The following is a 23,843-nucleotide window of genomic DNA, read 5'->3' on the forward strand; positions in this document are numbered from 1 at the left end:
TTCCTCCTCTTAGTCCTGCTTGAATTGCTTTGTGAATCTAATGTCATTTGTGTAGAAATGGCGAATATCATCAATGCCGTATTTCAGCATCGCAATCCGTTCCACACCCATTCCAAAAGCAAAGCCTTGGTAAGTTTCTGGATCAAATCCGCTCATTTTCAGGACATTCGGATGAACCATTCCTGCACCTAAAATCTCGATCCAGCCTGTTCCTTTACATACAGAGCAGCCCTTCCCGCCGCACTTAAAGCAAGACACATCAACTTCAACAGACGGTTCTGTGAATGGGAAAAAGCTTGGACGCAGTCTAATTTCACGATCTTCTCCAAACATTTTTCTTGCGACTGTCTCCAGCGTTCCTTTTAGATCACTCATGCTAATATTGTGATCGACGACAAGCCCTTCAATTTGCATAAATTGATGTGAATGAGTCGCGTCATCACTGTCACGTCTATATACTTTCCCAGGACAGATGATCTTCACAGGACCTTGTCCTTTATATTTCTCAAGTGTACGTGCTTGAACTGGTGATGTTTGTGTTCTCATCAGTGTATCTTCCGTAATATAGAAGCTGTCCTGCATATCACGTGCCGGATGCTCCTTTGGAAGATTCAATGCTTCAAAGTTATAGTAATCCGTTTCCACTTCAGGACCTTCCTCAACGGTATAGCCCATTCCGATAAATAAATCTTCAATGTCTTCGACAACTATCGTTAATGGATGTCTTGCCCCTATTTTGATTGGACTTGCCGGCAAAGTAACATCGATCGTTTGAGAAGCAAGTTTTTTCTTTACTTCTTCTGCTTCAAGCTGTTCATTTTTTTCAGCAATGGCACCAGCAATCTGCTCTCTTACTTCGTTTGCGAGTGCACCCATTTTTGGTCTTTCTTCCGCGGAGAGCTTGCCCATTCCGCGAAGTACTTCTGTAATCGGTCCTTTTTTCCCTAAATATTGAACCCGAATGTCATTGACCTCTTTGAGCGAGCTAGCTGCTTCAACCTTCGCTATCGCCTCTGTTTCAAGCTGTTTTAACGTTTCTTGCATGAGTGTAATCCTCCTTTTGATATACAAAACCGCTCGGATAAACGGCTGTTTGATCGTTTGAAGACAATAAAAAAACCCGTCCCTCCATAAAAGAAGGGACGAGTTGTGGTCGCGGTACCACCCTTGTTAAGCACAAATGCATGTGCGAATAAGCTTCATTGACATAACGGAATCAAACGAATCCGGTTCACCTTTACGCAAAGCAATGCCTGCGGTCCCGGTGACAACTCCAGAGGTGAATTCCTGTTTCAGCTTTCCTTAAATGCACTTTCAGTCTACGATGCATTCTCCCTATAAGGCTGCTTCTTGAAACAATCTTCCTCTATCATGGTTTTTAAAATATTAGTTTTATTATAGTGAAAATGAACGCATGTTGCAACATTATCCACGTAAATGATAGACAAGAACAGCTGCTGCAACAGCTACATTTAATGATTCTGCCTGCCCATACATTGGTACATATAAATTTTGGTCTGTCATTTGCAGAATCTCTGGATCAATACCAGCTCCTTCATTTCCAACAATTAAAGCAAATGGGCCTTCTGCCGTTACGCTTTTATACTCTTTCGCATCTTTTAAAGCACTGCCGTATACAGGTAAGCCTCGTTCTTTCAGTTCCATGATTGCCTGTTGAAGGGATTGCTTTAAGATAGGCAGGTGGAAATGAGACCCTTGTGCGGAACGGAGCGTTTTTCCGTTAAACGCATCAACGGTTCCTTCTCCTAAGATCACAGCATCAAGACCAGCGGCATCTGCTGTTCGAATGAGTGTGCCTAAATTCCCCGGATCCTGCACTGCGTCTAATAAAAGAAGCCGTTCAACCTTCTTTTCTTCAAAAACAGGAACTGTACAGACAGCGGCAATGTGCTGAGGCGTTTCTGTTTCTGTCATGGCAGAAAAGGCCTCTTCGCTCAGTTCATAAAGCTCAATGTCAGGCTGGATATGAGGAGGAAGCCTATCGGGCGAGGTGACCATTAATTCCTTCACGATCCCGCTCTTTAATGCTTCTTCGACTAAGTGTATTCCCTCAACGAGAAACAGCCCCGTTTTCGTTCTTTCTTTTTTCGTATGGAGCTTTTTCCACTGTTTAATGTTTGTGTTTTTAGCTGATTCTATATATTTCAAGCGACGTTAACTCCTTTAATTATCATGAATTTATTATATCTCATGCACACTACATAATAAACCTGTCTTTGAGACAGAATAGGGCTATTACCATCAAAAAAGGAGTGTGGGCAATGGATTTTAATTTAAGAGGCGCAGTCATTCAAAACATTACTGGCCATAATCAAGAGCAGCTTGAACATACGATTTTAGATGCTATTCAAAGCGGCGAGGAAAAAATGCTGCCAGGTCTTGGCGTGTTGTTTGAGGTGCTATGGCAAGAAGCATCAGAAAACGAAAAAAATGAGATCCTTGAAACATTAGAGCAAGGCTTAAAGCCTCAGCAGCAGCAATAAAAGAAGCCGGTTTGCTTATAAAAGCAAGCCGGCCTTTTTCATTTAGCCAGTGATAGGCGTTTCCATTCGAAGCGCTGGATCACGCCAGATTTCAACCCATTTTTTAATTGCAAACACAATAATCACAAACCCTAAGATCAGCATGATGATCGAAAGCACCGCATTCAGCACACTATAGCCGGATGCTTCAGGATTGAGATATACATTCGCTACCATCCAATAGCCTGCATAATTCACCGTCACATATAAGTAAGCAAGCGGAATTAAACAAGTCAGCATATAACGTCTTTTATCTGCAATTTTTAATACAACCGTTGCCCCGATGATCAATCCAACCGAAGCCATTAACTGGTTTGAAACCCCAAACAGCGCCCAAATAGACCCGATGTCACCTGAGTAAAGTAAGTATCCCCACATAAAACAAGCAAGCGCACTTGCAAACACCGAACCAGGTACCCAGTCAGTTCGTTTAAGCGGTTTATATGCTTCACCTAAGAAGTCTTGAATCAAATAGCGTGCCACACGTGTACCCGCATCAATAGCCGTTAAAATAAAAACAGCCTCAAACATAATGACGAACTGGAAGAAGTAAGAAGCCAAATGACTAAAGAACGGAATTCCCGTAAAAATATACGCCATCCCTACCGCTAATGTTACGGCACCACCCGTTCTTCCTTCTAAATCAAGGCCGATTTCCTTACTCAGCTGCGGAAGGTTTTCAACGCTCATACCAAGTGTCCGGAACACTTCTGGCGTACTGTTTATCGCAAAATAATCTCCTGGATGCAGGGCCGTAGCCGCAATTAAAGCCATAATCCCAACTAAGCATTCGACCAGCATTGCGCCAAACGCAACAGGCTTCATATCACTCCAGCGGTCCAGCATCTTAGGTGTTGTCCCTGAACCAACAAATGCGTGGAAACCAGAAATAGCACCGCAAGCAATGGTAATCGAAATAAATGGCCAGACAGGACCAGCTAATACAGGTCCTCCTCCGTTCACAAACTCTGTAAACGCCGGGAATTGAATGGACGGATTCACCACAAAGATGCCGGCAATCAGCGCAATGAATACACCAATTTTCATAAAACTACTTAAATAGTCCCTCGGTGCAAGCAGCAGCCAAACTGGCAGAGCCGCAGCAAAAAAGGCATAGATCGGCAGGGCAAGAGCAAGCGTTTTTGTATCAAGTGTTAAAAAATCACCTAGTGCCGTTCCTTGAATATTTGGACCAAGGAATACACCAAACATCAGCAAAATAAATCCCGCAGATGTCGCCAGCTTTAAATTGCCTGTTTTTTTATAATACAGACCAACCCCCATCGCAATCGGAATCGTAATTCCAACTGCAAATGTCCCCCAAGGGTTTCGTTCAAGAGCATGAAGCACAACCATAGACAAACCTGCCATTGTGATTGTAATAATAAACAGCATCGCAAGCCCTGTACAAAAACCAGCAACAGGTCCCAGCTCTTCCTTCGCTACCTCTGATAATGATTTCCCCTTTTTACGCATCGACGCAAATAAGACGACTAGATCATGTACAGCTCCACCTATGACGGCACCAATTAAAAGCCAAAGGAGACCAGGTAAATACCCAAATTGAGCGGCTAATATCGGACCCACTAACGGACCAGCAGCTGCAATCGCAGCAAAGTGATGCCCAAATGTGACCCATTTGTTTGTCGGCACATAATCTTTCCCGTCCTCTAGTAGGTGAGCCGGTGTAGGATGATCATCTGTCACCTTTAATACCTTGACCATCATAAATGTGCCATAAAGACGATAGGCAATCGCTAAAATACACATAGATCCTATTACAATTGTAACCGCATTCATTTAACCATCCCCTTTGTATAAACAATTTGTTACAAATATAACATAAATTGATTGATTTTTCTTTCTTTTAAAACCAAGTTGACAAATAAGAATAATGTGTTTATTCTTAAGGTAGCTTCACCTACTTCCATAAACTCTCTTTTGGCAGGGCATTCTATGGCTCTGTCCTTTTTATTGCTTTCATCTTACAAAAATAAACGCTTGATCACATGTGCCTTATTCACTAGGAAATGTTCTCTTCTTTTGCCAAAAACAGTTCTTTTGGTGCATCTTAAAAAAACACCGTTCATTTCCTGGGAAATTCAATAAAAAAAGCCTTTCCCCTGCTGAGGAAAGGCTTCCTTACTTATGAACCGTACGTAATTTGTTCGACGGTTTTTTGATCAAGTCTTTTGATCACTTCTGTTAAAAGCTTCACTGCATTTTCATAATCATCTCGGTGAATCATTGCAGCATGGGTATGAATATATCTGCTCGGAATCCCGATAGATAGTGATGGAACACCATGCCCCGTTAAATGAATACCGCCAGCATCTGTCCCGCCGCCAGGCATTGAGTCATATTGATAAGGAATGTTCAGCTCATCCGCTGTTTGGACAACAAAATCACGAAGTCCTTTATGAGAGACCATTGAAGCATCAAATACAACAATCGTTGGGCCTTTGCCAAGTTTGCTTGTTGCTTCTTTCTCAGTGATGCCTGGTGTATCTCCTGCCACACCTACATCAATGGCAAATCCAATATCAGGCTGAATCGTAGCCGCTGCTGTTTTAGCTCCGCGCAGGCCTACTTCCTCTTGGACAGTTGCGACGCTGTAAGCAATATTCTCATGCTCAGCATTGTGTAAGTTTTTCATAACATCAATGGCCACCGCACAGCCAATGCGGTTGTCCCATGCTTTTGCAAGGAGCATTTTTTCATCATTCATGACTGTAAACTCAAAGTAAGGAACGATTTGATCTCCAGGCAGTACGCCCCACTCCATTGCCTGTTCTTTGCTTGACGCCCCAATATCAATAAACATATCCGTAATCTCAATTGACTTTTTGCGAGCTTCAGGTGACAAGACGTGTGGTGGTTTAGAACCAATGACCCCTGTAATCTCTCCCTTTTTCGTTACAATGGTGACACGCTGAGCGAGCATGACCTGTGACCACCAGCCGCCGACTGTTTGAAAACGAATGTAGCCTTTGTCATCAATTTTTGTCACCATGAACCCTACTTCATCTAAGTGACCTGCGAGCATAATTTTAGGCCCGTTTGCGTTTCCTTCCTTTTTAGCAATCAAGCTGCCAAGGCGGTCTGTAGAGACTTCATCTGCATATGATTCTATGTATGTCTGCATGACTTTTTTGACATCACGTTCATTTCCTGGGATCCCTTTTGCATCCGTTAGGTCTTTCAGCATAGTTAATGTTTGATCTAGCTTTGTCATTCCATTTATCCTCCTTTATCTTCATGGTGCATTCTTATTATACAAAACCTCTTTCGTTCAATACGATCTTTTTATGAATATTTTTTCGTTTTACGAAATATTTTTTTAAAAAAAGTTGAAACCTTTTGGCGTTTTCATTCGTAGTACATCAGATAACGGTATTGGAGGTGCATCCTGTCATGTTTGTAATCCTCATGAGACTAGCTCTTGTTGCACTGCTTGTCTACATCTTCTACATGGCGGTAAAATTCTTCTCAAATCCGAGAAGAAAGCTGAAACAAGCACAATTAAAAGAAGGCTTTTATTTTATGGACGAACAGCAAAACGCGCGCAAAAACTTTAATTTCGTCTATAAAGGTGTCTTGTTTGAAGGGGAGAAGCATGTTCCTTCTAAGGATCATCCTCTGTTTGTCCACTCCATTTACGTTTGGACGGAGTCACCTGAGAAGCTGAGTGAATTTACATTAGAAGACTTTGAAAAACTAGAGGAAAACATTATCGAGCGTTATCCTCAAACCAAAATTGATTGGGATCAGCCCATTAAAAAAATCAAACAAAAAAAAGGAGCAGACACGCCGTCCTGATGGCGTCTGCTCCTTTTTCAAGTAACTTGGATATAGCCCAATAGAATCAACTGCAAAATCATTAATACAGGCATGCCGATTTGAAAGGCAGGATGCTTTGTTTTATGCCGGAAATACTGCATTCCCAGATACGATCCAGCGGCGCCAAAAAGCACCGCAGCACTCCATAAATGCGCCTCTGAAATTCTCCATTTATGTGCTTTGGCTCGGCGTTTGTCCTCACCCATGAGAAAAAAGCCGTAGCCATTCACTAAAATAAGCAGCAGGATCAAAGCCATATTCATTCATTTCACCTCACATGATGAGAAAAAAAGATCACCCCTCAAAGGAATGATCTTTTATAAAACTTACTTGTCTAGTTGTGCTTTTGCAGCATCAGCAAGCTGATTGAATGCATTTAGGTCATTCACAGCAAGGTCAGCAAGCATTTTGCGGTTTACTTCGATACCAGAAAGCTTTAAGCCATGCATTAAACGGCTGTAAGAAAGACCGTTCATACGAGCTGCAGCGTTGATACGAGTGATCCATAGTTTACGGAAGTCACGTTTTTTCTGACGACGGTCACGGAAAGCGTAGTTTCCAGATTTCATCACCTGTTGGTTTGCTACTTTGTATAATCTATGTTTTGAACCGAAATAACCTTTTGCTAATTTAAGAACCTTTTTACGACGCTGACGCGACACAGTTCCGCCTTTTACTCTTGGCATTGTAATTCCCTCCTATGATTCCTATTCCAAATTACTTGATGTTTGCAAGTTGTTGTTTGATACGTTTGAAATCTCCAGCACTTACGATTGCGCTCTTACGCAATTTACGTTTTTGCTTTGTAGATTTGTTAGCGAACAAGTGACTTGTGTACGCATGAGAACGTTTAAGTTTACCAGAACCTGTTTTTTTGAAACGTTTAGCAGATCCGCGGTGAGTTTTCATTTTTGGCATTGGATGTTTCCTCCCTCTGTTACTTTACTTTTCGACTTTTGGTGCAAGCATGAGGAACATGCTGCGTCCGTCCATCTTAGGTTTTGTTTCTACTGTTGCTACTTCAGCGCAAGCTTCAGAGAAACGGTCTAACACGCGCTGTCCGATTTCTTTATGCGTAATCGCACGGCCTTTAAAGCGGATAGAAGCTTTCACTTTATCTCCCTTTTCAAGGAATTTGATTGCATTACGGAGCTTCGTGTTAAAATCATGTTCATCGATTGTCGGGCTCAACCGAACTTCTTTTAAGCTAATGATTTTTTGATTCTTACGTGCCTCTTTTTCCTTCTTCTGCTGTTCGAATCGGAACTTACCATAGTCCATGATTCGGCAAACAGGTGGTTTTGCATTTGCAGCAACTAACACAAGGTCAAGATTAGCTTTAGCAGCAATTTCCAGAGCTTCCTGGCGGGTTTTAATCCCAAGCTGATCGCCATTTTGTCCGATCAAACGAACTTCACGCGCACGAATACCTTCATTAACTAATTGATCTTTGCTAATAGTGAGCCACCTCCATGAGATTTTGAATTGAGTTCACAATTCATTTTGACCATTTCGTTGTATGTTTTACAGGCAAACAAAAAGTGTGGGCATATAAAACACCCACACTGCGAACATTTGCATGAAAAAATAAATGTACGGTCAACCTGTCAACTACAAACATGTGTCAATCAGGTGAGAAGCGGGTGCTTCTGCTTGTGATATCTATTCAATTCGTTAACTATTCTACACAATTTTCATTTGTCCGTCAAGTAACCGAACTCTTGAAACAACTTTTTCAGTGTAACATGATGAGACGAATTGGGCAAGACTTTTTCACACAATGACGCCATCAAAGAATCAATTGCATAAAGATTGGGATGACGATAACGGTCACAACTCCTACGACCACAACGGCGATACTTGCCATAGCTGCTTCTACTTCTCCCATCTCAATTCCAACAGAAACCCCAAGCGCATGTCCTGATGTACCAAGTGCAAGACCTTTTGCCACTGGGTTTTTAATGCGGAACAATTTTAAGAAGAAGGCACCTAGTGCATAGACAATGACGGCATTAAATATGACCGCAAAGGCTGTGATATCTGCAATTCCGCCAATATCTTTTGCAATCGGGAGAGCAATCGCTGTTGTCGCTGCTTGTGGAAGCATGCTTTTCATCACAGCCGCATCTAAATGAATTCCTTTTGCGACGAGATATACGATCGTAATGGAACAAAGTGAACCTACAAAAATAGCGGATAAAATTTGCCACCAATATTTTTTAAGCAAGGCTCTCTGCTTATAAAGCGGGATAGCGAAAGCAATCGTGGCAGGCTCTAAGAAAAATTTGATAATCTTGCCGCCCTCATTATAATCTGCGTAGGAAAAACCGCCAACTTTCAAAAATAAAATGCCCAGTACCATCGCCACAAACAGCGGGGTGAACAAGAAGAAACCTTTTGATTTTTTAAATAAAAATGTCCCTATTCCAAAAGCGACTAATGAGACGACAATGCCAAAATAAGGACTCATTGTACTTGTACCCATTTTGCATCTCTCCTTTAATGCGTACTTGAAGCTGGTTTATTTGAATGAGAAGGAGCAGATTTACTCTCCTTTGTCTCTTTACGTTTCTGCGGTCTTTCTGATAATTGCATGAGAAGCTGTGAAAACAGCCCTGTCGCTGCAAGTAACATAATGGTTGCAATGATAATGACACCGACTACTTGCACACCTACTTCTTGCATGACACCTAGTGATTGAATAACTGAGATCCCAGAGGGAACAAATAGAAAGCTAATGAGTCCTGTCAATGATGTACCTAATTGCTCCACCTGCTCCAGTTTGACAATTTTCGTTGTTAACAAAACAAATAATAGAACCAAACCAATCACGGATGCGGGCATCGGAATCGGTAAATACATTGAAATGAGATTAGAAACGAACATTACGGTTGCAAAAATAAATGCTTGAGATAAAAATCCATATACTTTAGTGGCACTCATGCCCCTTCACCTCTTTCTTCGACTGCCCTCAGTATACGGCATGAAATAAATGAATAAAGCGTTTACAATAAAACTCACCAGATTCAATGACTGAAATGCAAAAAACGAGTATTGAAATACAAACAAAAAAAGCCCTCCTACTCTAGCAGGAGTGACTTCTTTAATTCTTTGGCATATGTGCGGCTGACAGGAATGATGGACCCGTCTGTCATATGCAGATTGTACGTCGAATTAAACCACGGCTGTACTTCTTTCATATGAGAGGTATTCACGATATAGCTGCGATGGACCCTCATAAAATAAGCCTCAGGGAGTTTCTTTTCAATGACCACCAGCGGTTCTGTGACCTCATACATGTGATCCTTTGTTTTCACAACCTTTTTCCCCTCGCTTAGTCCTACATACATGATCTCTTCAACTTGCAGGATCACAATAGAGTCATCAACTGAGATCGCTAATTTTTGCTGATGGGGTATTTTCTCATCTAACAGCTGGTGCTCTTGCGTTTCAACAGATTTCCATTTTTTAAACTTTTGAATGGTCTGGAGCAAACGCTCTTCATCGAATGGTTTTGTTAAGTAATCAAGCGCACTTACCTCAAACGCCTTCAGCGCATATTGATCAAAGGCTGTCGCAAATACAACCGCTGGCGGATCAGACATCCGGTTGAGCCTTTTGGCAATATCAAATCCATTCTCACCAGATAAATCAATGTCTAAAAAGAGCAGATCCGGCTTCTGATCAACCATCCGATCAAAAGCAGATTCTATATTTTCTGCTTCCTCTATTTGAACTTCCTCTTTCGTTCTTCGTAATAAGTATTTTAATTCATCTCTTGCTAATACTTCATCATCTACAATTAATACCTTCATCAATGAGAATCATCCTTTTTTACATAATCCATTGGAATGCGAAATGAGATGTCAGTGCCTTGGTCACTATGAATCGATAAAGCAGCTTGTCTGCCAAAAATCCCTCTTAACCGCTGATCTAAATTAAAAAGGGCTGTCCCTGTTCCTTCTAGTGATTCGACAGGCGCTTTTAATAGTTGAGCCATCTTATCATCTTCAATTCCCTGCCCATTATCTGTTACTTTCATATAAACATGCCCATCTTTCATCAAAGCGGATACGATGACTTCACAATTTGTTTGATGTTTAGGAAAAGCATGTCTCACAGCGTTTTCAACAAGCACCTGAATCACAAAGGGCGGAATCATCACCTGCTCCAGCTCCTTTTCAATTTGAAAGGTCACATGGTACTTATTTGGAAATCTTGCTTGTTCAAGTGACAAATATGCCTCCACATGCTGAATCTCTTTATGCATCGGAATCAGCAGCTGGCGGGCACCTTGCATATTTGAGCGAAAATAAATACTTAGCTGCAACAGCAGCTTCCTTGCCATCTCCACATTGGTTCTGCACAAAACAGAGATGGTATTAATGGCGTTAAATAAAAAGTGCGGGTTCACTTGTGCTTGAAGGGCTTTGATCTCTGCATCTTTTAGCAGGCGGCTTTGAGTTTCCGCCTCTCCAAGCTCAAGCTGTGTGGAAAACAGCATCGCCAAACCTTCTGCAAGCTCCTCTTCCACCCTGCTTAATCCGACCGGAGAATTGAAATACATTTTTAACGTCCCGATCGTTTGACCGTTAGAAGTGAGCGGCAGCACGATTGCGGCTTCAAGAGGGCAATGAGCGACGGAACAATTGATTTCGCCCTTCGAATGTGCCTTCATAATCTTGCCGCTCATCAAGACTTGTTTCGACAGCCCCGTAATCAGGCTTTTAGATGGAATATGATGATCTGTTCCATCTCCGACATGCGCTAAAATCTTTTCTGTATCTGTTAAAGAGACCGCATCTGTTTCAGTCAACCGATGAATGATCTCCGCCACACTTTTACAAGACTGTTCATTTAACCCTTGGCGGAAAAAAGGCAGTGTTTGATCGGCGATCAAAAATACACGATGCGTCTGCATCGCCTTTGCCTGCTCTTCTTGCCGAATGACTGACTGTAAAATAGATAAAAAGATAAAGCTACCGATTCCATTCACAAAAATCATCGGCAGGGCAATGATACTGACTAGCCCCCATGCATCGGCGAATGGCCTTGCAAACAGAAGGATAATGATCATCTGTAATGATTCCATCGCCACCCCAAAAAAAGCTGCTTGGCGAGGTGTCACCATTCGATTCCTCCGCTTAAACCTGCTGCCGACATAACCTGCAATGACACCGGCTAAAATGGAAGAAATCGCACAGCTGAGCGCGGTGCTTCCTCCAAGGGAATAGCGATGAATTCCAGCTAAAAGCCCTGCACCAATCCCTACAAACGGCCCCCCGATCAAACCGCCCATTTCGATCCCCATAATTCTCGTATTGGCGATAGAGCTTGACGAGCCGAGATGATAAGAAAACTCATGATTCATGACAATTTGCTGCTGGATTTCAATTCCTGTGTAATTGCTGATAATGCTAAAAGAAGCAAAAATGAAGACAAGGATTGCCTTTTTCCGAAATCCTTGATTATGTAGCAATAGATTGCGAAAGCCCTTCACATGAGCAAGCACAAATCCTAGAATAACGATGATCCCTACACGCTCGATCATCATGATAATTAAATGAAGCAAACCGGCCACCTCAATTGATGTATGTCTTCTCTACTGTCTTTCTATTCTATCATGTGCGGTCAATGATCAAAGATCTCTCAAATCTTTTCTTTATTGGCCTCTTCTTCTATTGTAAAATGAACATGAGCCTGTCACTTGCAATTGAAGGTAACACATACATAACAAGGGAGAAGATCATGAAAGCCGTATTTTTCGATTTAGATGATACTTTACTTTGGGACGAAAAAAGCATTCACACAACTTTTCAGGAAACTTGCCGGGAAGCGGAAAAGAAATATGGACTCGATCCAGAATCATTTGAACAGATTGTACGTGAAGAAGCAAGAAAGCTGTACTCTTCCTATGAAACATATGATTATACTGTCATGATCGGCATTAATCCTTTCGAAGGACTGTGGTCCAATTTTAGTGAACCGATTAGCGAAGGCTTTCAAAAGCTGAACGCCATTGCACCAGAATATCGCAAAAACGCTTGGACCAATGGCTTAAGGGCAGCGGGAATTGACGATGAGGCATTTGGACAATATTTGGCTGATTTCTTTGCAGCAGAGCGTAGGAAACGCCCATATGTCTATGAAGAAACATACCCTGTTTTAAACCGCCTGAAAGGCAGCTACGAATTGCTCCTTTTAACAAACGGAGATCCTAGCCTTCAAAAGGAAAAACTTGCGGGTGTTCCTGAGCTTGCTCCTTATTTTAACGAGATTGTGATTTCAGGGGATTATGGGAAAGGCAAGCCTGATCCAGGTATCTTTGAGCACTGCCTTCAGCTGTTAAACTTAACAAAAGACGAAGTGATCATGGTTGGGGATAATCCAAAAACAGATATTCTCGGCGCATCTCGCGTTGGTATCCAAACCGTTTGGATCAATCGCCATGACAAGAAAAATGAAACAGATGTGACGCCTGATTATGAAATCAAAGACTTACATGAATTGTTTGATATATTAAAATAAAACAAAAAAACACCCTTCTCCTGACGAGATTGGGTGTTTTTTATTCACAGAGCTAAATGATTGATGCTAGACTTTGCGCTTGCCGGTCTAAGCCGCGTGCTGCTTCTCCTACAATGATGAATTCTTCGCTTGCCAGCTTTACAAGATCCCGGTTTGTAAACACGGTTGTCTTTGCCCTGCTTGTTCCGCTGCTGACCTTCTCTACTTCTGCATGGATCGCCTTCACATATTGATCTACCTTGACGATCGCTTCTTTTGAATTTGTCGCAAGCTTTCGAATTTCTGCTGCCACTACACTAAAGCCATTTCCATAGGAACCCGCATGTGCCGCTTCTATTGCCGCATTTAAGGCGAGCAGCTGGGTTTGCGAAGAAATACTATTAATGGTTGCCGCAATAGAGCTGATGGACTCTACCTGCTCCGTTAATCCTTTTAGCAAGCTCATATTTTGATCGGTTTCGTTTGCTATATGATTAAAGGATGTATTGACACTTTGACTATGCTGTATGCCAACTTCTGCTCGTTCCATTAATTTCGCAGACATCTCCTTTAAGTCTTCTACAACCTGTTTCATCGATAGTTCTCTCTCCGTAATATCTGTCGCCACTTTCACAACACCCACTACAGTTCCTTCTTCATCTCGAACAGGTGAATATGTCGCTTCAAGCCATAAGCTGCTGCCGTTTTTTGTGAACCGCTGTACTTTTTCCTGAAAGACTTGACCTTCTCTCAAACTCTTCCAAAACATATGATAGCTTGTGTGTTCTGTAATATGTGGAGGACAAAACTGTCTATGTTTAAGACCGATCATCTCTTCTTTAGAATATCCCATGGCTTTTGCAAAAATATCGTTCACCCATAGAACTTCACCTGTCACATTAAATTCAATCATTGCCAGCGAGTGCTCTAATGCACGAAGAACAGCTGATTGCTCCAATACTTGTGACGATAAAGTGTTTGTTGTTTGCTTCATCGATTTCATTCCCCCAATTTGTCTCAAACCAATAGTACATACTTACCCTTACTTTTGTACTATCTAAACGTCTCTTTTTAGGAATTGGATCACTAGTGGAGGATGTTTTCCAAAAAGAAAAAAGCCAGTGATCTAAAAAAGAATCACTGGCTGCTTCATTATTTTTTCGCTTCTGCTACTGCATGTTTCACAAAGGCTTCAAGATCCATTGTTTCTGAATCTTGTTCCCCATATTTTCTAACATTGACAGCGCCATTTTCTGCTTCTTGATCTCCGACAACAAGCATGTACGGAATCTTTTGCATTTGCGCTTCTCTAATTTTGTACCCAATTTTTTCATCGCGGCTGTCAAGTTCTACACGAAGACCTTCAAGCTGCAAACGTTCCTGCACTTTTTTCGCATAGTCTAAATGAACAGACGGTGAAACTGGAATGACTTGGAATTGTACAGGTGCCAGCCATGTTGGCAGAGCTCCTTTGTATTCTTCAATTAAGAAGGCAACGAAGCGTTCCATTGTAGAAACAACGCCTCTATGAATGACGACTGGACGATGGTGCTTTCCATCTTCTCCGATATATGTGAGATCGAAGCGTTCTGGAAGTAAGAAATCAAGCTGTACAGTGGATAATGTTTCTTCTTTTCCAAGAGCTGTCTTCACTTGTACATCAAGCTTCGGACCATAAAATGCTGCTTCGCCTTCTGCTTCATAATAATCGTGGCCAAGCTCGTCCATTGCATCCTTCAGCATCGATTGTGCTTTATTCCACATCGCATCGTCATCGAAATACTTCTCAGTATCTTCTGGATCACGGTAAGATAAGCGGAATGTGTAGTCATTCAAGCCAAAGTCTTGATACACTTCTTCAATTAAGCGAACTGTACGGATGAACTCGTCTTTGATTTGATCTGGACGAACAAAGATGTGTGCATCGTTTAATGTCATACCGCGGACACGCTGAAGGCCGGATAAAGCACCTGACATTTCATAGCGGTGCATTGTACCAAGCTCTGCAATACGAATTGGCAATTCGCGATAGCTGTGCGGCTCGTTTTTGTAAATCATCATATGGTGCGGACAGTTCATCGGACGAAGAACAAGATCTTCGTTGTCCATTTCCATCACTGGGAACATGTCTTCTTGATAATGCGCCCAGTGTCCTGATGTTTTATACAATTCAACATTCGCAAGAACAGGTGTGTACACATGCTCATAGCCAAGACGCACTTCTTTATCGACAATGTAACGCTCAATGACGCGGCGGATCGTTGCGCCTTTTGGCAGCCAAAGCGGAAGTCCTTGACCAACCTTTTGAGAATTCGCAAACAGCTTCAGCTCTTTTCCAAGCTTACGGTGATCGCGTTCTTTCGCTTCTTCAAGCAGACGTAAATGCTCATTTAAATCTTCTTTGCTGAAGAAAGCTGTTCCGTAAATACGCTGAAGCATTTGGTTGTTACTGTCACCTCTCCAGTATGCACCTGCAAGGCTTAACAGTTTAAACTCTTTAATTTTCCCTGTAGACGGCAAGTGAATCCCGCGGCAGAGGTCAAAGAATTCACCCTGCTCATAAATCGTCACAGCTTCACCTTCTGGAATCGCCTCTAACAGCTCAAGCTTCAACTCATCACCAATCGCTTCAAAGCGCTTTTTCGCTTCTTCTCTTGATACTTCAATTCGCTCAATTGGCAGATTGCTGTTAATGATTTTCTTCATTTCTTTTTCAATCTTTGGCAAGTCTTCAGGTGTGATGGCTACATCGATGTCCACATCATAGTAGAAGCCATTTTCGATGACAGGACCTACGCCAAACTGAACGTGATGTTCTTTTCCATACAGGCGTTTGATCGCCTGCGCTAGCAAATGGGCTGTGCTGTGGCGCATAATGTCGAGTGCTTCTTCACTTTTGTCTGTGATGATCTCGATTGTTCCACTTTCTAATAGCGGCGTACGCAGATCTATTTCTTTACCGTTCAATTTACCGGCAAGTGCTTTTTTCTTTAGGCCCGGGCTAATTGATGCCGCGATGTCTTCTGTTGTCGCTGTTTTGTCAAACTCCTTGACTGCTCCATCTGGAAATGTAAGTTGAATTTGTTCTGACATCTCTGGTCACTCCTTTTTTGGCAATATAAAAACCCCGCCCCCTGGAAAGGGACGAGGTTGAATAAACGGAATCGTGGTTCCACCCTTTTTCCCGTACTTGCAGCTTGCTTTTCATAAGCAAATACGGCTTGCGGTTCGATAACGGGAATTCCCGTCAGCCATTACTAAAAAGTTCACAGCTGATGTTCAAAGGTGGTAAAGCAAATGGTCCTCTGCTAGGAAGCTTTCAGCCGCGGCTTCCCTCTCTTTAAGCGGGTGTTCATTTGTTCATGTCCTTATCAATACGGTCTCTGTATGAAGTTACACCGTATTATAAAACGTTTTTTCGTGAAAATCAAGAAAGCTTTTCACTTTTCTTGTCGAAATGGTCATGTACAAATTGAACATTGTGCTCTTGGAATGAATGAGATGGGAACACCTCGACCCTTTCTTGAAAAATATTTTGAATCGTTTGCACCATCGAGTGACCTGTATCATTTGTAAATAGGTCAATTTTTTGCGGTGCAATGGAGACAAGCGGTGCAATCAGCTGCGAATCAATATACATTGGATGCTCTCTTACAAACTGTCTGTCTATGTATTGTTTTTGATCACGCTCAGAAGCGTAGCGAAATTCCCAAATCACCAGGCGGTCCTGATGCACAACATGTACTTTTTCGAGCCTAGGCTCTCTTGCCATCACATAGTCTCGAAGCGATTGAATGAAGTTTTGATACTCTTGCTCCATTTTGTATTCTTCAATGGACACTTCAACATAGTTCTTCAGCCTTCGATCATACTCTGACAGCCTAAATGTCATAAATGAACCAATTGAAAAAACACCTTGCTGTAAAGAAATTGCCTCAAGCTCCTTTTTTAAAAGGGCTTCTCTTGACGGCTCTTGCTGAATGCCGGGAATATCATCTAAGTCCCCGTTCATGATACTGTGAGCGATGGAAAGAATTTGGTGCTGCTCTTCGGGATCTTTAAATAAATAGGTGTTTTCAAGGATGCTGCGCATGCGCTCATTTTCTTTGCATTCCAAAAAAAAGTGAACCAATAATGGCCGCACAATGTGCTCAAGTGCTTCTTCTGATTCCTTCGCCTCTATGAGAAGCCGGTCTTTCCCTTGTTGAATTGACATGTGATGCCGACTGTCCAAGTGTTCAGCAAGATGTAAAAAAGCGGCGGTATCATATTCATCTTCAAAGATTATTTCAAGCATGTTTGTCCCCCCTAACGACATCTGTTACATATATATGGGGGAAACATAAAAAATAGACGCCTAAAATAAATCAGGCATCTTTCTTTTTAAAATGAGTGGAACGGAGATAAAGATCAAATAAATCAAACAAACAACCACTAAGGCGGCATAATTGCCGCTGACAAAGCTTGAGCCGAGAACATTTAACGCAATTGTACCCGGTATTAAGCCTAAAAAGGTGGCTGCCACAAATGCACGATAATTTGCACGTGAAGCAGCTGCCGCATAGCTGACGAAATCAAAATGAATCGGTGCAATACGCAATAACAAAATATAAAGAAATCCATGCTCCTGAATGCGGGACGTCACCGCTTTCAGCTTTCGGCTGTTTGATTCCGTTTCCTTCTTTTTTGCACGAAAGGTTGAAGCAATCATGAAGGAGCCTGTTGCCCCGGCTGTAGCCCCAATGAGGGCATAAATCGTCCCAAGGACACTGCCGAATGCCAAACCTGCCGCCAAAGAAAAGACTGTAATCGGGACGAGAACAAACGGGCGGAAAAGAGATAAGAAAAGAAAAACAAAGGGAGCCAGTATCCCAAATTGAAGCACCCAATTCTTCACATCTTTCGGCGCGAGCTGAAGATGCTGTTTATTCAGCCACCACAACGCAGCAGCAAGAATGCCAATCACAAGAAAAAGCAGCCATTTTCTTTTGTTCATTTCATTTGCTCCTCCTTCAGGTGACATACGTTTTTATAAATGACGGCGATTTTCTCCTTCGAGCAAGACCGGCTCTGCTAAATAGAGAATCCGTTCCATTAAACGAGCGGCTTTGACCTCTTCTTTTTCCCCGCGCTGTGAGTACGTAAAGTGATGCTTCAGCTCATTTGGTGAGAAATTAGAAGAGAAAAACGTCGGCAGCTGCTCTGCCATACGGTATTGTAAGATCGTACCGAGCAGCTCATCCCGCACCCAGCTTGTCATCGATTCTGCTCCAATATCATCAAGCATTAAAATCGGGGTGGATTTAACCATATTCAGCTTTTCTTCTAGCGTATGATCAGCTAACGAATTTTTTAACTCTCTCACAAATTCAGGCACGTAAACAAGGAGAGATGGGTATTCTTTCTCCGCTAGCTGCTGCGCAATGGCTGCCAGAATATACGTTTTTCCTACTCCAAATTTTCCGTGTAAATACAAGCCTTTTCCTTTTCCAGTCTCATCATAGCTTTGGAGGAATTGACCTACTTTTTGGATGACCTCTTGTCTTCCCACAACGTTCAGATCAGCGAACGTCGCTTGAAGGACATTTTGCGGAATATACATGCTTTTCATCAGCTCTTGCTGTTTTTTCTGTCTATCGAGCCGCAGCTTGACTGGACAAGGGGAATATTCAATATCAATACTCTGACCTTTGATTACAAGCTTCGGGTGATACCCATCTAAAATGGCATTGACGTTTTCGTCATCTAAGCAGTAAGAGCAGCCCTTCGACTGCTGCACATATTCAAAGAGCCGGTTCAAGCTGCGATTGATCATGTCTTCATGTATTTCTTCTTGATGCTTCTGTAAAAAGGCCTTCACATCTTCATCAGATAACACACTTTCTTTAATCTGATTGTATCTCACGCGAAAATCTACTCGTCCTTTTAGCTGTTCAAATGAACGACCGATCGGTTTCATCCCATCTCACCTCACCTTAATGTGCATTGTACTTTTTCATATTTTTAAACTGATCTAACAGTTTTTCTTTTTCTCGTTCGAGGTCTTCTGTAGACAGATTGTCCGTTTGCTCTTTTGCCGGCTGTTCTTTCGTTTCGGTTTCTTTCATCCAGTCAGGCAGTTTCTCTTCCCTGACGACTTTTCCTGAACCATATGTGCTGCGCTGCTTTTTCTGCTGCGCCCACTCCGTCATTTGTCTGTTCTCTTCTTTGGCAATTTTCATCGCCGCGGCAACGGTTTTGATTTTCTTTCTTACCCAATGAGCGGCGATTTTTTGCATGTATGTTTTCGACAGCTTCATATCTGTTTTGAGTAAGGTATAGTAGATGAGAACATTCATGACACCTGGCTCTAGCTGCTGCTCGAGCATGATATCTTCGACAATTCTTAAGTCGGCATATGTTGGCTCAATGCCATCTGCCATGTCTTTTAGCAGCTCTCTAGGCGAAATATGATCCAGCTTTTCAATCAATTTTGCATCTGGAGTATCCGCTGCCGGCGTCTTTGAAGCATCTTGCCGCAAGTGTCTTGGCTGTTTTTGATCAATCAGCTTTGGCTGTTCGCCTCTGTATTCAATTTGGTACCAGTCTCTTGCTGCTTTTCTCAGCTCTTCTGTTGAGATCATTTGATCCGAACCGCATGCACCTGCTACAATATTTTGCATTTGAAGCGGGGTGATGCCGTATACAACAGCTAACTTCTTAATTGTTTCTTTTACCTGCTTTGTCAAAGCCTTTCTTGGAATCATCATGTCAGACATACCCGCTAACAATAGATCGAAATCGAAGGATTCGTCTGAGAGCGGTGCCGGCTGACTCGATCCAACAGTCACATATTCATAGCCTTGATCAAGCGATGTCGCCTGATGAATCTCTTCTGTCATCTTGCGTTCGCCTGGCTGCAATACGTGAAAGACTTCTTCAAACGACCGTGAAATGTTCTTTGCTTCTGCAGGAACACCTGGGTAAGAGAAATAATCACGAAGCTGCATATATTTTGCTTTCTCTACACGATGGTACAGCAGGACATTCAGCATACCATCTTGGAAAAATTCATCCGGTCTTAGCGGCGGTACAAGCTCATATGTAAACAGTCTGCCTTCTTCCGTTTCCTGTTCATATGTGCGGAGTAAGCCGATTGCTTCAAGCTTTAAACGTTCCTCAAAAATATCATTTAAATTCGTCTGCAGCATGACCATGAGCTGCCGATGAGGTGCAGGTTTTCCCCACATACGATTTTGTTCCAGCTCTCCCCACAGCGTCATGTATAAGCTAAAAGCGGACATGCCAATAAGCGGCTGATATAAAAGAGTGATGAGCTGTCTATCGATGTCACCGAGCAATGAAGCGCTTTTGACGACATACGGATCGACGGCTAGCACTTCCTTCCAATGCTCTGTCATATGCTGATCCTCCCCATGAATTGCGATTGTTTCCATTGTACACTCTTTTTGCGTTTTACGCTTTACGCAGGAAAAAGAGCATGAAGAATCTCCAGCTCTTTTTAGCGTTCTTTCTTTAATAGATCTTTTAATTCATCAATAAAGACATTGATGTCTTTAAACTGCCGGTAAACCGAGGCAAACCTAACGTAAGACACTTCATCAATTTTCGCCAGCTCGTCCATCACCATTTCACCTACAAGCTCGCTTTTCACTTCTGACATGCCTTGATTGCGCAGTTCTTTTTCGATATTAAAGCAGACATCCTCCAGCTGCTTTAAAGCGACAGGACGCTTTTCACACGCTTTGATAAGTCCTCTCAGCATTTTTTCGCGGCTGAATTCTTCTCGAATTCCTTCTTTTTTCACCACAATCAGCGGTAATTCTTCTAATTTTTCAAACGTCGTAAAGCGATATTGGCAGCTTTCGCACTCTCTTCTACGACGGATGGATTTCCCTTCATCTACTGGTCTTGAATCAAGCACCCTTGTGCCAAGGTGCTGACATGTGGGACATTTCATATCATCAGCTCCGATCTATTCTTGGAAGTTGTTTGTCTAGTTCATCATAAAGGGACAGAACGGTCTTCTGACTATAGCCGAAATCTGTTGGCAGGGCCGTTTCTGTTGTTACATTAAAATCGACAGCTGTTTCAAAAGGACGAATTGAAATGACAGTCGCTACGAGAAAGGCTTTTTTCGGCAATCGTATGTTTGCGCTGATTTCACCTCGTTCTGCTGAAACAGATGTCACTTGATAGGAATCGTTTCGGGAAAGAATGGCTTCCACCGCTTGAAAAACTTGTGCATTCGTCGATTTGTAGTAATGGCTTTTCAGTTCTGACACTGGATGCTCGTCAGATGTTTCTGTATGGTTTGACATGAACCGTTTAAAATTTTGTCTTAAAATCATACACGTATCCCCTTTGCCATAATGCCTCTTTCTTTATTTTATAAAAAAAACCTTTGTTTTCCTAGAACAAAAGTATAGACAAGCTGGGGAATGTTGGATTTTTTCTCAAATAAAATATAAAAAGGAGCATAACACAAAGGCATTTAATGCTTTTGGCCAGCTCCCATTGCAATCTTTTTTATGTTTACAGTGCTTTGGCTTGTGCCTGTTTTACTTGTACAGGTCCCATGCCTCGAGGAATTTCGATGTTTTCTCTTGTTTCAGCACCTAATTCATCTCCGATATGATCTGCTGCAATATTCGGATCTAGGTCGCCGCAAGTATAAACATCTATGCTCGCATAACCATGTTCAGGAAAGCTGTGAATTGTCAGATGAGATTCAGAAATAATGACAACTCCACTTACTCCTTGAGGTGCAAATTTGTGAAAAGCAACCTCTCTTACCTCAGCTCCTGATTTCAAAGCTGCATTTACAAACGTTTTTTCAATAAAATCCATGTCGTTCAGTTTATCACAGTCGCATCCCCATAGCTCGGAGATAACGTGACGTCCGATTGTTTCCATCATGGACCCCCCTTTAAACAAGAATGAAAGAGTGAAGTTCTAAGCAGCCGGACCGGACATATACCACGGGGGAAAGTTAGTCCTAAGAGGTCCTAACCCTTTAAGTATACCCGAATGAGTCTGCGAACAAGAAGTTCACGAAAAATAGTATACTTTGTTTAGACCCATTTTGCAAGCTGTGTTTTTAGTGGGATTTTCTCTCATTTCTTGAAAAGGGACGATCGTCTTCTTCATTTCAAACAGCAGAAAGCTCTTTCATCTGTGCGCCGACAAATTTCACAAGGTCAACCACTCGGCATGAATAACCCCATTCATTGTCATACCATGCAAGAACTTTTACTTTTCTCCCTTCCATTACCATCGTTGTCAATCCATCAACGACTGCTGAGTAAGGGTTCGTGTTAAAGTCCGTAGAGACAAGCGGCTCATCTGTGTAATCTAAAATACCAGCAAGAGATGTTTTAGATGCATTTGAGAAGGCTGCATTGACTTCTTCTGCTGTGACATCTTTTTTTAAGTCTACAACAAGGTCAACCATCGACACATTGGAAACTGGCACGCGGAGTGCAAGCCCATGCAATTTCCCTTTCATGTGCGGAAGCACTAAAGAAAGCGCTTTAGCGGCACCCGTCGTAGTTGGAATAATGGACTGAGCACATGCTCTTGCGCGGCGCAGATCCTTATGCGGGTTATCGATATTTTTTTGATCATTTGTATAAGCATGAACCGTTGTCATTAACCCGTTGTCGATGCCAAATTCATCATCTAACAGTTTCACAACTGGTGCTAAACAGTTTGTTGTACAAGATGCGTTTGAAATAATGACGTGCTTTTCAGGATCAAGATCATCCTCATTGACACCCATCACAATCGTAATGTCTTCATTTTTACCTGGAGCTGTTAGAACGACTTTTTTCGCTCCAGCATCTATATGGCCCATCGCTTGATCTTTTGAATTAAATTTACCTGTTGCTTCAATGACGATATCAATCCCAAGCTCTCCCCATGGAAGCTGCTTTGGATCTCTACTATTAAGCAAAAGCACTCTTTTGCCATTTACAATCAAGGCGTCATCTTCTGCAGTCACATCACATTCGTAACGTCCATGATTTGTGTCATATTTAATTAAATGTGCTAGCGTTTCGGCAGGATAGCTTGCGTTCACCGCTACAATTTGAATTTGATCATCAAGCATTGCTTTTCTGAAGACCATGCGTCCAATTCTGCCAAACCCATTGATCGCTGCTTTTACCTTCATGAACAGGTCACTCCTCTATTATGTGTTATACTCAATAAATTTATTTATGAAATTAGTATATCACATTAGAATATAATTGCCAGTATATAAACGTATATTTTCTAAAAAGGGCTGTTCTTTTCAAAGGAAATAAGAATAAAGCATAAAAAAAGAAGAGTACGTGTATGTACTCTTACTTATCTGTATGTTCCCATTCATTTAATATGTTCTGCAATTGCTTTCTGATAAACGCGAGATCTTGTGTGTTCTCTATCACGCGGTCTGCTTTTTTACATTTCTCCTCAAGAGACTGCTGAGAGTGAATACGATTCAGTGCTTCTTCCTCGCTGAGATCATTTCGATTCATGAGCCGCGACAGCTGCAATTCAGGCGTTGTATACACCACAATGATGCGGTCGACGAGGCTTTCCAGCTGACTTTCAAATAAAAGCGGGATATCGAGGACAACGAAGGTTTCTTGCTGACTAACTCCTTCATCTCTCTGTTTGAGCATTTCCTTTCTCACTTCAGGATGAACAATCGCATTCAGCTGCTTTCTTTTCTCTTCATCAGAAAAAATGATGGCTCCAAGCTGCTGCCGGTTCAGCTCCCCATTTGGCAGGAGAACATCCTCGCCAAAGGTTTGAACGATTTGTTGAAGAGCTGGTGTACCTTTGGCAACCGCTTCTTTTGCAATGACATCTGCGTCCACGACCCGGATGCCCTGCTCTTTTATCATTTGCGAGACGGTGCTTTTTCCACTAGCAATCCCGCCTGTTAATCCAATGACAAGCGTCAAT

General features: G+C 42.1%; 26 protein-coding genes and 2 other annotated features. Of the genes, 3 read left to right on the forward strand and 23 right to left on the reverse strand.

Annotation, left to right across the window (positions count from 1 at the left end; all coding sequences use genetic code 11):
* Positions 1–9: 9 nt before the first annotated feature.
* Both pheS and ACN6NB_RS12970 read right to left on the reverse strand, forming a co-directional pair.
* Positions 10–1,044, reverse strand: a complete 1,035-nt coding sequence (gene pheS / locus ACN6NB_RS12965) for a phenylalanine--tRNA ligase subunit alpha (RefSeq protein ID WP_047202641.1) — start codon at positions 1,042–1,044, stop codon at positions 10–12.
* A gap of 381 nt (positions 1,045–1,425) precedes the next feature.
* Positions 1,426–2,169: a TrmH family RNA methyltransferase gene (locus ACN6NB_RS12970; RefSeq protein WP_126681491.1), complete on the reverse strand. Its 744-nt coding sequence runs from the start codon at positions 2,167–2,169 to the stop codon at positions 1,426–1,428.
* A gap of 113 nt (positions 2,170–2,282) precedes the next feature.
* Between ACN6NB_RS12970 and sspI the strand changes: the two genes are divergently transcribed.
* On the forward strand, positions 2,283–2,504 hold the full coding sequence (gene sspI / locus ACN6NB_RS12975) for a small acid-soluble spore protein SspI (protein ID WP_024425725.1): 222 nt from the start codon (positions 2,283–2,285) through the stop codon (positions 2,502–2,504).
* 42 nt (positions 2,505–2,546) lie between these two features.
* Here sspI and cstA read toward each other — a convergent pair whose 3' ends face one another.
* Together cstA and ACN6NB_RS12985 are read right to left on the reverse strand one after the other, a co-directional pair.
* A complete protein-coding gene (gene cstA, locus ACN6NB_RS12980) occupies positions 2,547–4,343 on the reverse strand; it encodes a carbon starvation protein CstA (protein ID WP_039180524.1) in 1,797 nt (598 codons plus the stop codon).
* 346 nt (positions 4,344–4,689) lie between these two features.
* Positions 4,690–5,778 (reverse strand): M42 family metallopeptidase, encoded by a 1,089-nt coding sequence (locus ACN6NB_RS12985; protein ID WP_064497840.1) that lies wholly within the window; start codon positions 5,776–5,778, stop codon positions 4,690–4,692.
* A gap of 179 nt (positions 5,779–5,957) precedes the next feature.
* On the opposite strand from ACN6NB_RS12985, the gene ACN6NB_RS12990 reads away from it, so the two are divergent.
* Positions 5,958–6,362, forward strand: coding sequence for a hypothetical protein (locus ACN6NB_RS12990; RefSeq protein ID WP_024426127.1), 405 nt, complete (start codon positions 5,958–5,960; stop codon positions 6,360–6,362).
* Between the two features lie 17 nt (positions 6,363–6,379).
* Here ACN6NB_RS12990 and ACN6NB_RS12995 read toward each other — a convergent pair whose 3' ends face one another.
* From ACN6NB_RS12995 to ACN6NB_RS13030, 8 genes are all read right to left on the reverse strand, one after another.
* A complete protein-coding gene (locus ACN6NB_RS12995; RefSeq protein ID WP_039180532.1) occupies positions 6,380–6,646 on the reverse strand; it encodes a DUF1294 domain-containing protein in 267 nt (88 codons plus the stop codon).
* Positions 6,647–6,709: 63 nt separating this feature from the next.
* Complete coding sequence (gene rplT / locus ACN6NB_RS13000; RefSeq protein ID WP_007501659.1) at positions 6,710–7,069, reverse strand: 50S ribosomal protein L20; 360 nt, start codon at positions 7,067–7,069, stop codon at positions 6,710–6,712.
* 31 nt (positions 7,070–7,100) lie between these two features.
* A complete protein-coding gene (gene rpmI / locus ACN6NB_RS13005; RefSeq protein WP_003216324.1) occupies positions 7,101–7,301 on the reverse strand; it encodes a 50S ribosomal protein L35 in 201 nt (66 codons plus the stop codon).
* A 24-nt stretch (positions 7,302–7,325) separates the two neighbouring features.
* Positions 7,326–7,841, reverse strand: coding sequence for a translation initiation factor IF-3 (infC, locus tag ACN6NB_RS13010; protein ID WP_024425720.1), 516 nt, complete (start codon positions 7,839–7,841; stop codon positions 7,326–7,328).
* A 71-nt stretch (positions 7,842–7,912) separates the two neighbouring features.
* Positions 7,913–8,044 (reverse strand) — a sequence feature (ribosomal protein L20 leader region).
* 128 nt (positions 8,045–8,172) lie between these two features.
* Positions 8,173–8,868 (reverse strand): antiholin-like protein LrgB, encoded by a 696-nt coding sequence (gene lrgB / locus ACN6NB_RS13015; RefSeq protein ID WP_024425719.1) that lies wholly within the window; start codon positions 8,866–8,868, stop codon positions 8,173–8,175.
* Positions 8,869–8,882: 14 nt separating this feature from the next.
* Positions 8,883–9,326 (reverse strand): antiholin-like murein hydrolase modulator LrgA, encoded by a 444-nt coding sequence (gene lrgA, locus ACN6NB_RS13020; RefSeq protein ID WP_024425718.1) that lies wholly within the window; start codon positions 9,324–9,326, stop codon positions 8,883–8,885.
* Positions 9,327–9,463: 137 nt separating this feature from the next.
* Positions 9,464–10,201, reverse strand: a complete 738-nt coding sequence (locus tag ACN6NB_RS13025) for a LytR/AlgR family response regulator transcription factor (RefSeq protein ID WP_039180535.1) — start codon at positions 10,199–10,201, stop codon at positions 9,464–9,466.
* Entirely contained in the window at positions 10,198–11,955 is a 1,758-nt protein-coding gene (locus tag ACN6NB_RS13030) for a sensor histidine kinase (protein WP_064497837.1), read from the reverse strand. The genes ACN6NB_RS13025 and ACN6NB_RS13030 overlap by 4 nt, the downstream gene beginning before the upstream one ends.
* 176 nt (positions 11,956–12,131) lie before the next feature.
* On the opposite strand from ACN6NB_RS13030, the gene ACN6NB_RS13035 reads away from it, so the two are divergent.
* Positions 12,132–12,911 (forward strand): HAD family hydrolase, encoded by a 780-nt coding sequence (locus ACN6NB_RS13035; protein ID WP_039180540.1) that lies wholly within the window; start codon positions 12,132–12,134, stop codon positions 12,909–12,911.
* Positions 12,912–12,963: 52 nt separating this feature from the next.
* Here ACN6NB_RS13035 and ACN6NB_RS13040 read toward each other — a convergent pair whose 3' ends face one another.
* The 11 genes from ACN6NB_RS13040 to coaE form a co-directional block, all read right to left on the reverse strand.
* Positions 12,964–13,884, reverse strand: coding sequence for a methyl-accepting chemotaxis protein (locus ACN6NB_RS13040; RefSeq protein WP_039180543.1), 921 nt, complete (start codon positions 13,882–13,884; stop codon positions 12,964–12,966).
* Between the two features lie 158 nt (positions 13,885–14,042).
* Positions 14,043–15,983, reverse strand: coding sequence for a threonine--tRNA ligase (gene thrS / locus ACN6NB_RS13045; RefSeq protein ID WP_024425713.1), 1,941 nt, complete (start codon positions 15,981–15,983; stop codon positions 14,043–14,045).
* 44 nt (positions 15,984–16,027) lie between these two features.
* Positions 16,028–16,274: a binding site (T-box leader), on the reverse strand.
* Positions 16,275–16,317: 43 nt separating this feature from the next.
* Positions 16,318–17,187 (reverse strand): putative sporulation protein YtxC, encoded by an 870-nt coding sequence (ytxC, locus tag ACN6NB_RS13050; RefSeq protein ID WP_039180544.1) that lies wholly within the window; start codon positions 17,185–17,187, stop codon positions 16,318–16,320.
* A gap of 60 nt (positions 17,188–17,247) precedes the next feature.
* Positions 17,248–17,886 (reverse strand): TVP38/TMEM64 family protein, encoded by a 639-nt coding sequence (locus tag ACN6NB_RS13055; RefSeq protein WP_039183253.1) that lies wholly within the window; start codon positions 17,884–17,886, stop codon positions 17,248–17,250.
* Positions 17,887–17,919: 33 nt separating this feature from the next.
* Positions 17,920–18,849 (reverse strand): primosomal protein DnaI, encoded by a 930-nt coding sequence (dnaI, locus tag ACN6NB_RS13060; protein WP_024425710.1) that lies wholly within the window; start codon positions 18,847–18,849, stop codon positions 17,920–17,922.
* Between the two features lie 16 nt (positions 18,850–18,865).
* Positions 18,866–20,290: a replicative helicase loading/DNA remodeling protein DnaB gene (gene dnaB, locus ACN6NB_RS13065; RefSeq protein ID WP_058838328.1), complete on the reverse strand. Its 1,425-nt coding sequence runs from the start codon at positions 20,288–20,290 to the stop codon at positions 18,866–18,868.
* A gap of 101 nt (positions 20,291–20,391) precedes the next feature.
* On the reverse strand, positions 20,392–20,850 hold the full coding sequence (gene nrdR / locus ACN6NB_RS13070; RefSeq protein WP_003216720.1) for a transcriptional regulator NrdR: 459 nt from the start codon (positions 20,848–20,850) through the stop codon (positions 20,392–20,394).
* 4 nt (positions 20,851–20,854) lie between these two features.
* Positions 20,855–21,241, reverse strand: a complete 387-nt coding sequence (locus tag ACN6NB_RS13075; protein ID WP_047202651.1) for a hypothetical protein — start codon at positions 21,239–21,241, stop codon at positions 20,855–20,857.
* 184 nt (positions 21,242–21,425) lie between these two features.
* Complete coding sequence (speD, locus tag ACN6NB_RS13080) at positions 21,426–21,806, reverse strand: adenosylmethionine decarboxylase (protein WP_003216492.1); 381 nt, start codon at positions 21,804–21,806, stop codon at positions 21,426–21,428.
* Positions 21,807–22,041: 235 nt separating this feature from the next.
* A complete protein-coding gene (locus ACN6NB_RS13085; RefSeq protein ID WP_144464206.1) occupies positions 22,042–23,064 on the reverse strand; it encodes a glyceraldehyde-3-phosphate dehydrogenase in 1,023 nt (340 codons plus the stop codon).
* Positions 23,065–23,236: 172 nt separating this feature from the next.
* Complete coding sequence (gene coaE / locus ACN6NB_RS13090) at positions 23,237–23,842, reverse strand: dephospho-CoA kinase (protein ID WP_047202652.1); 606 nt, start codon at positions 23,840–23,842, stop codon at positions 23,237–23,239.
* Position 23,843 lies beyond the last annotated feature (1 nt).

This window comes from Bacillus sp. 11B20 (assembly GCF_056098985.1).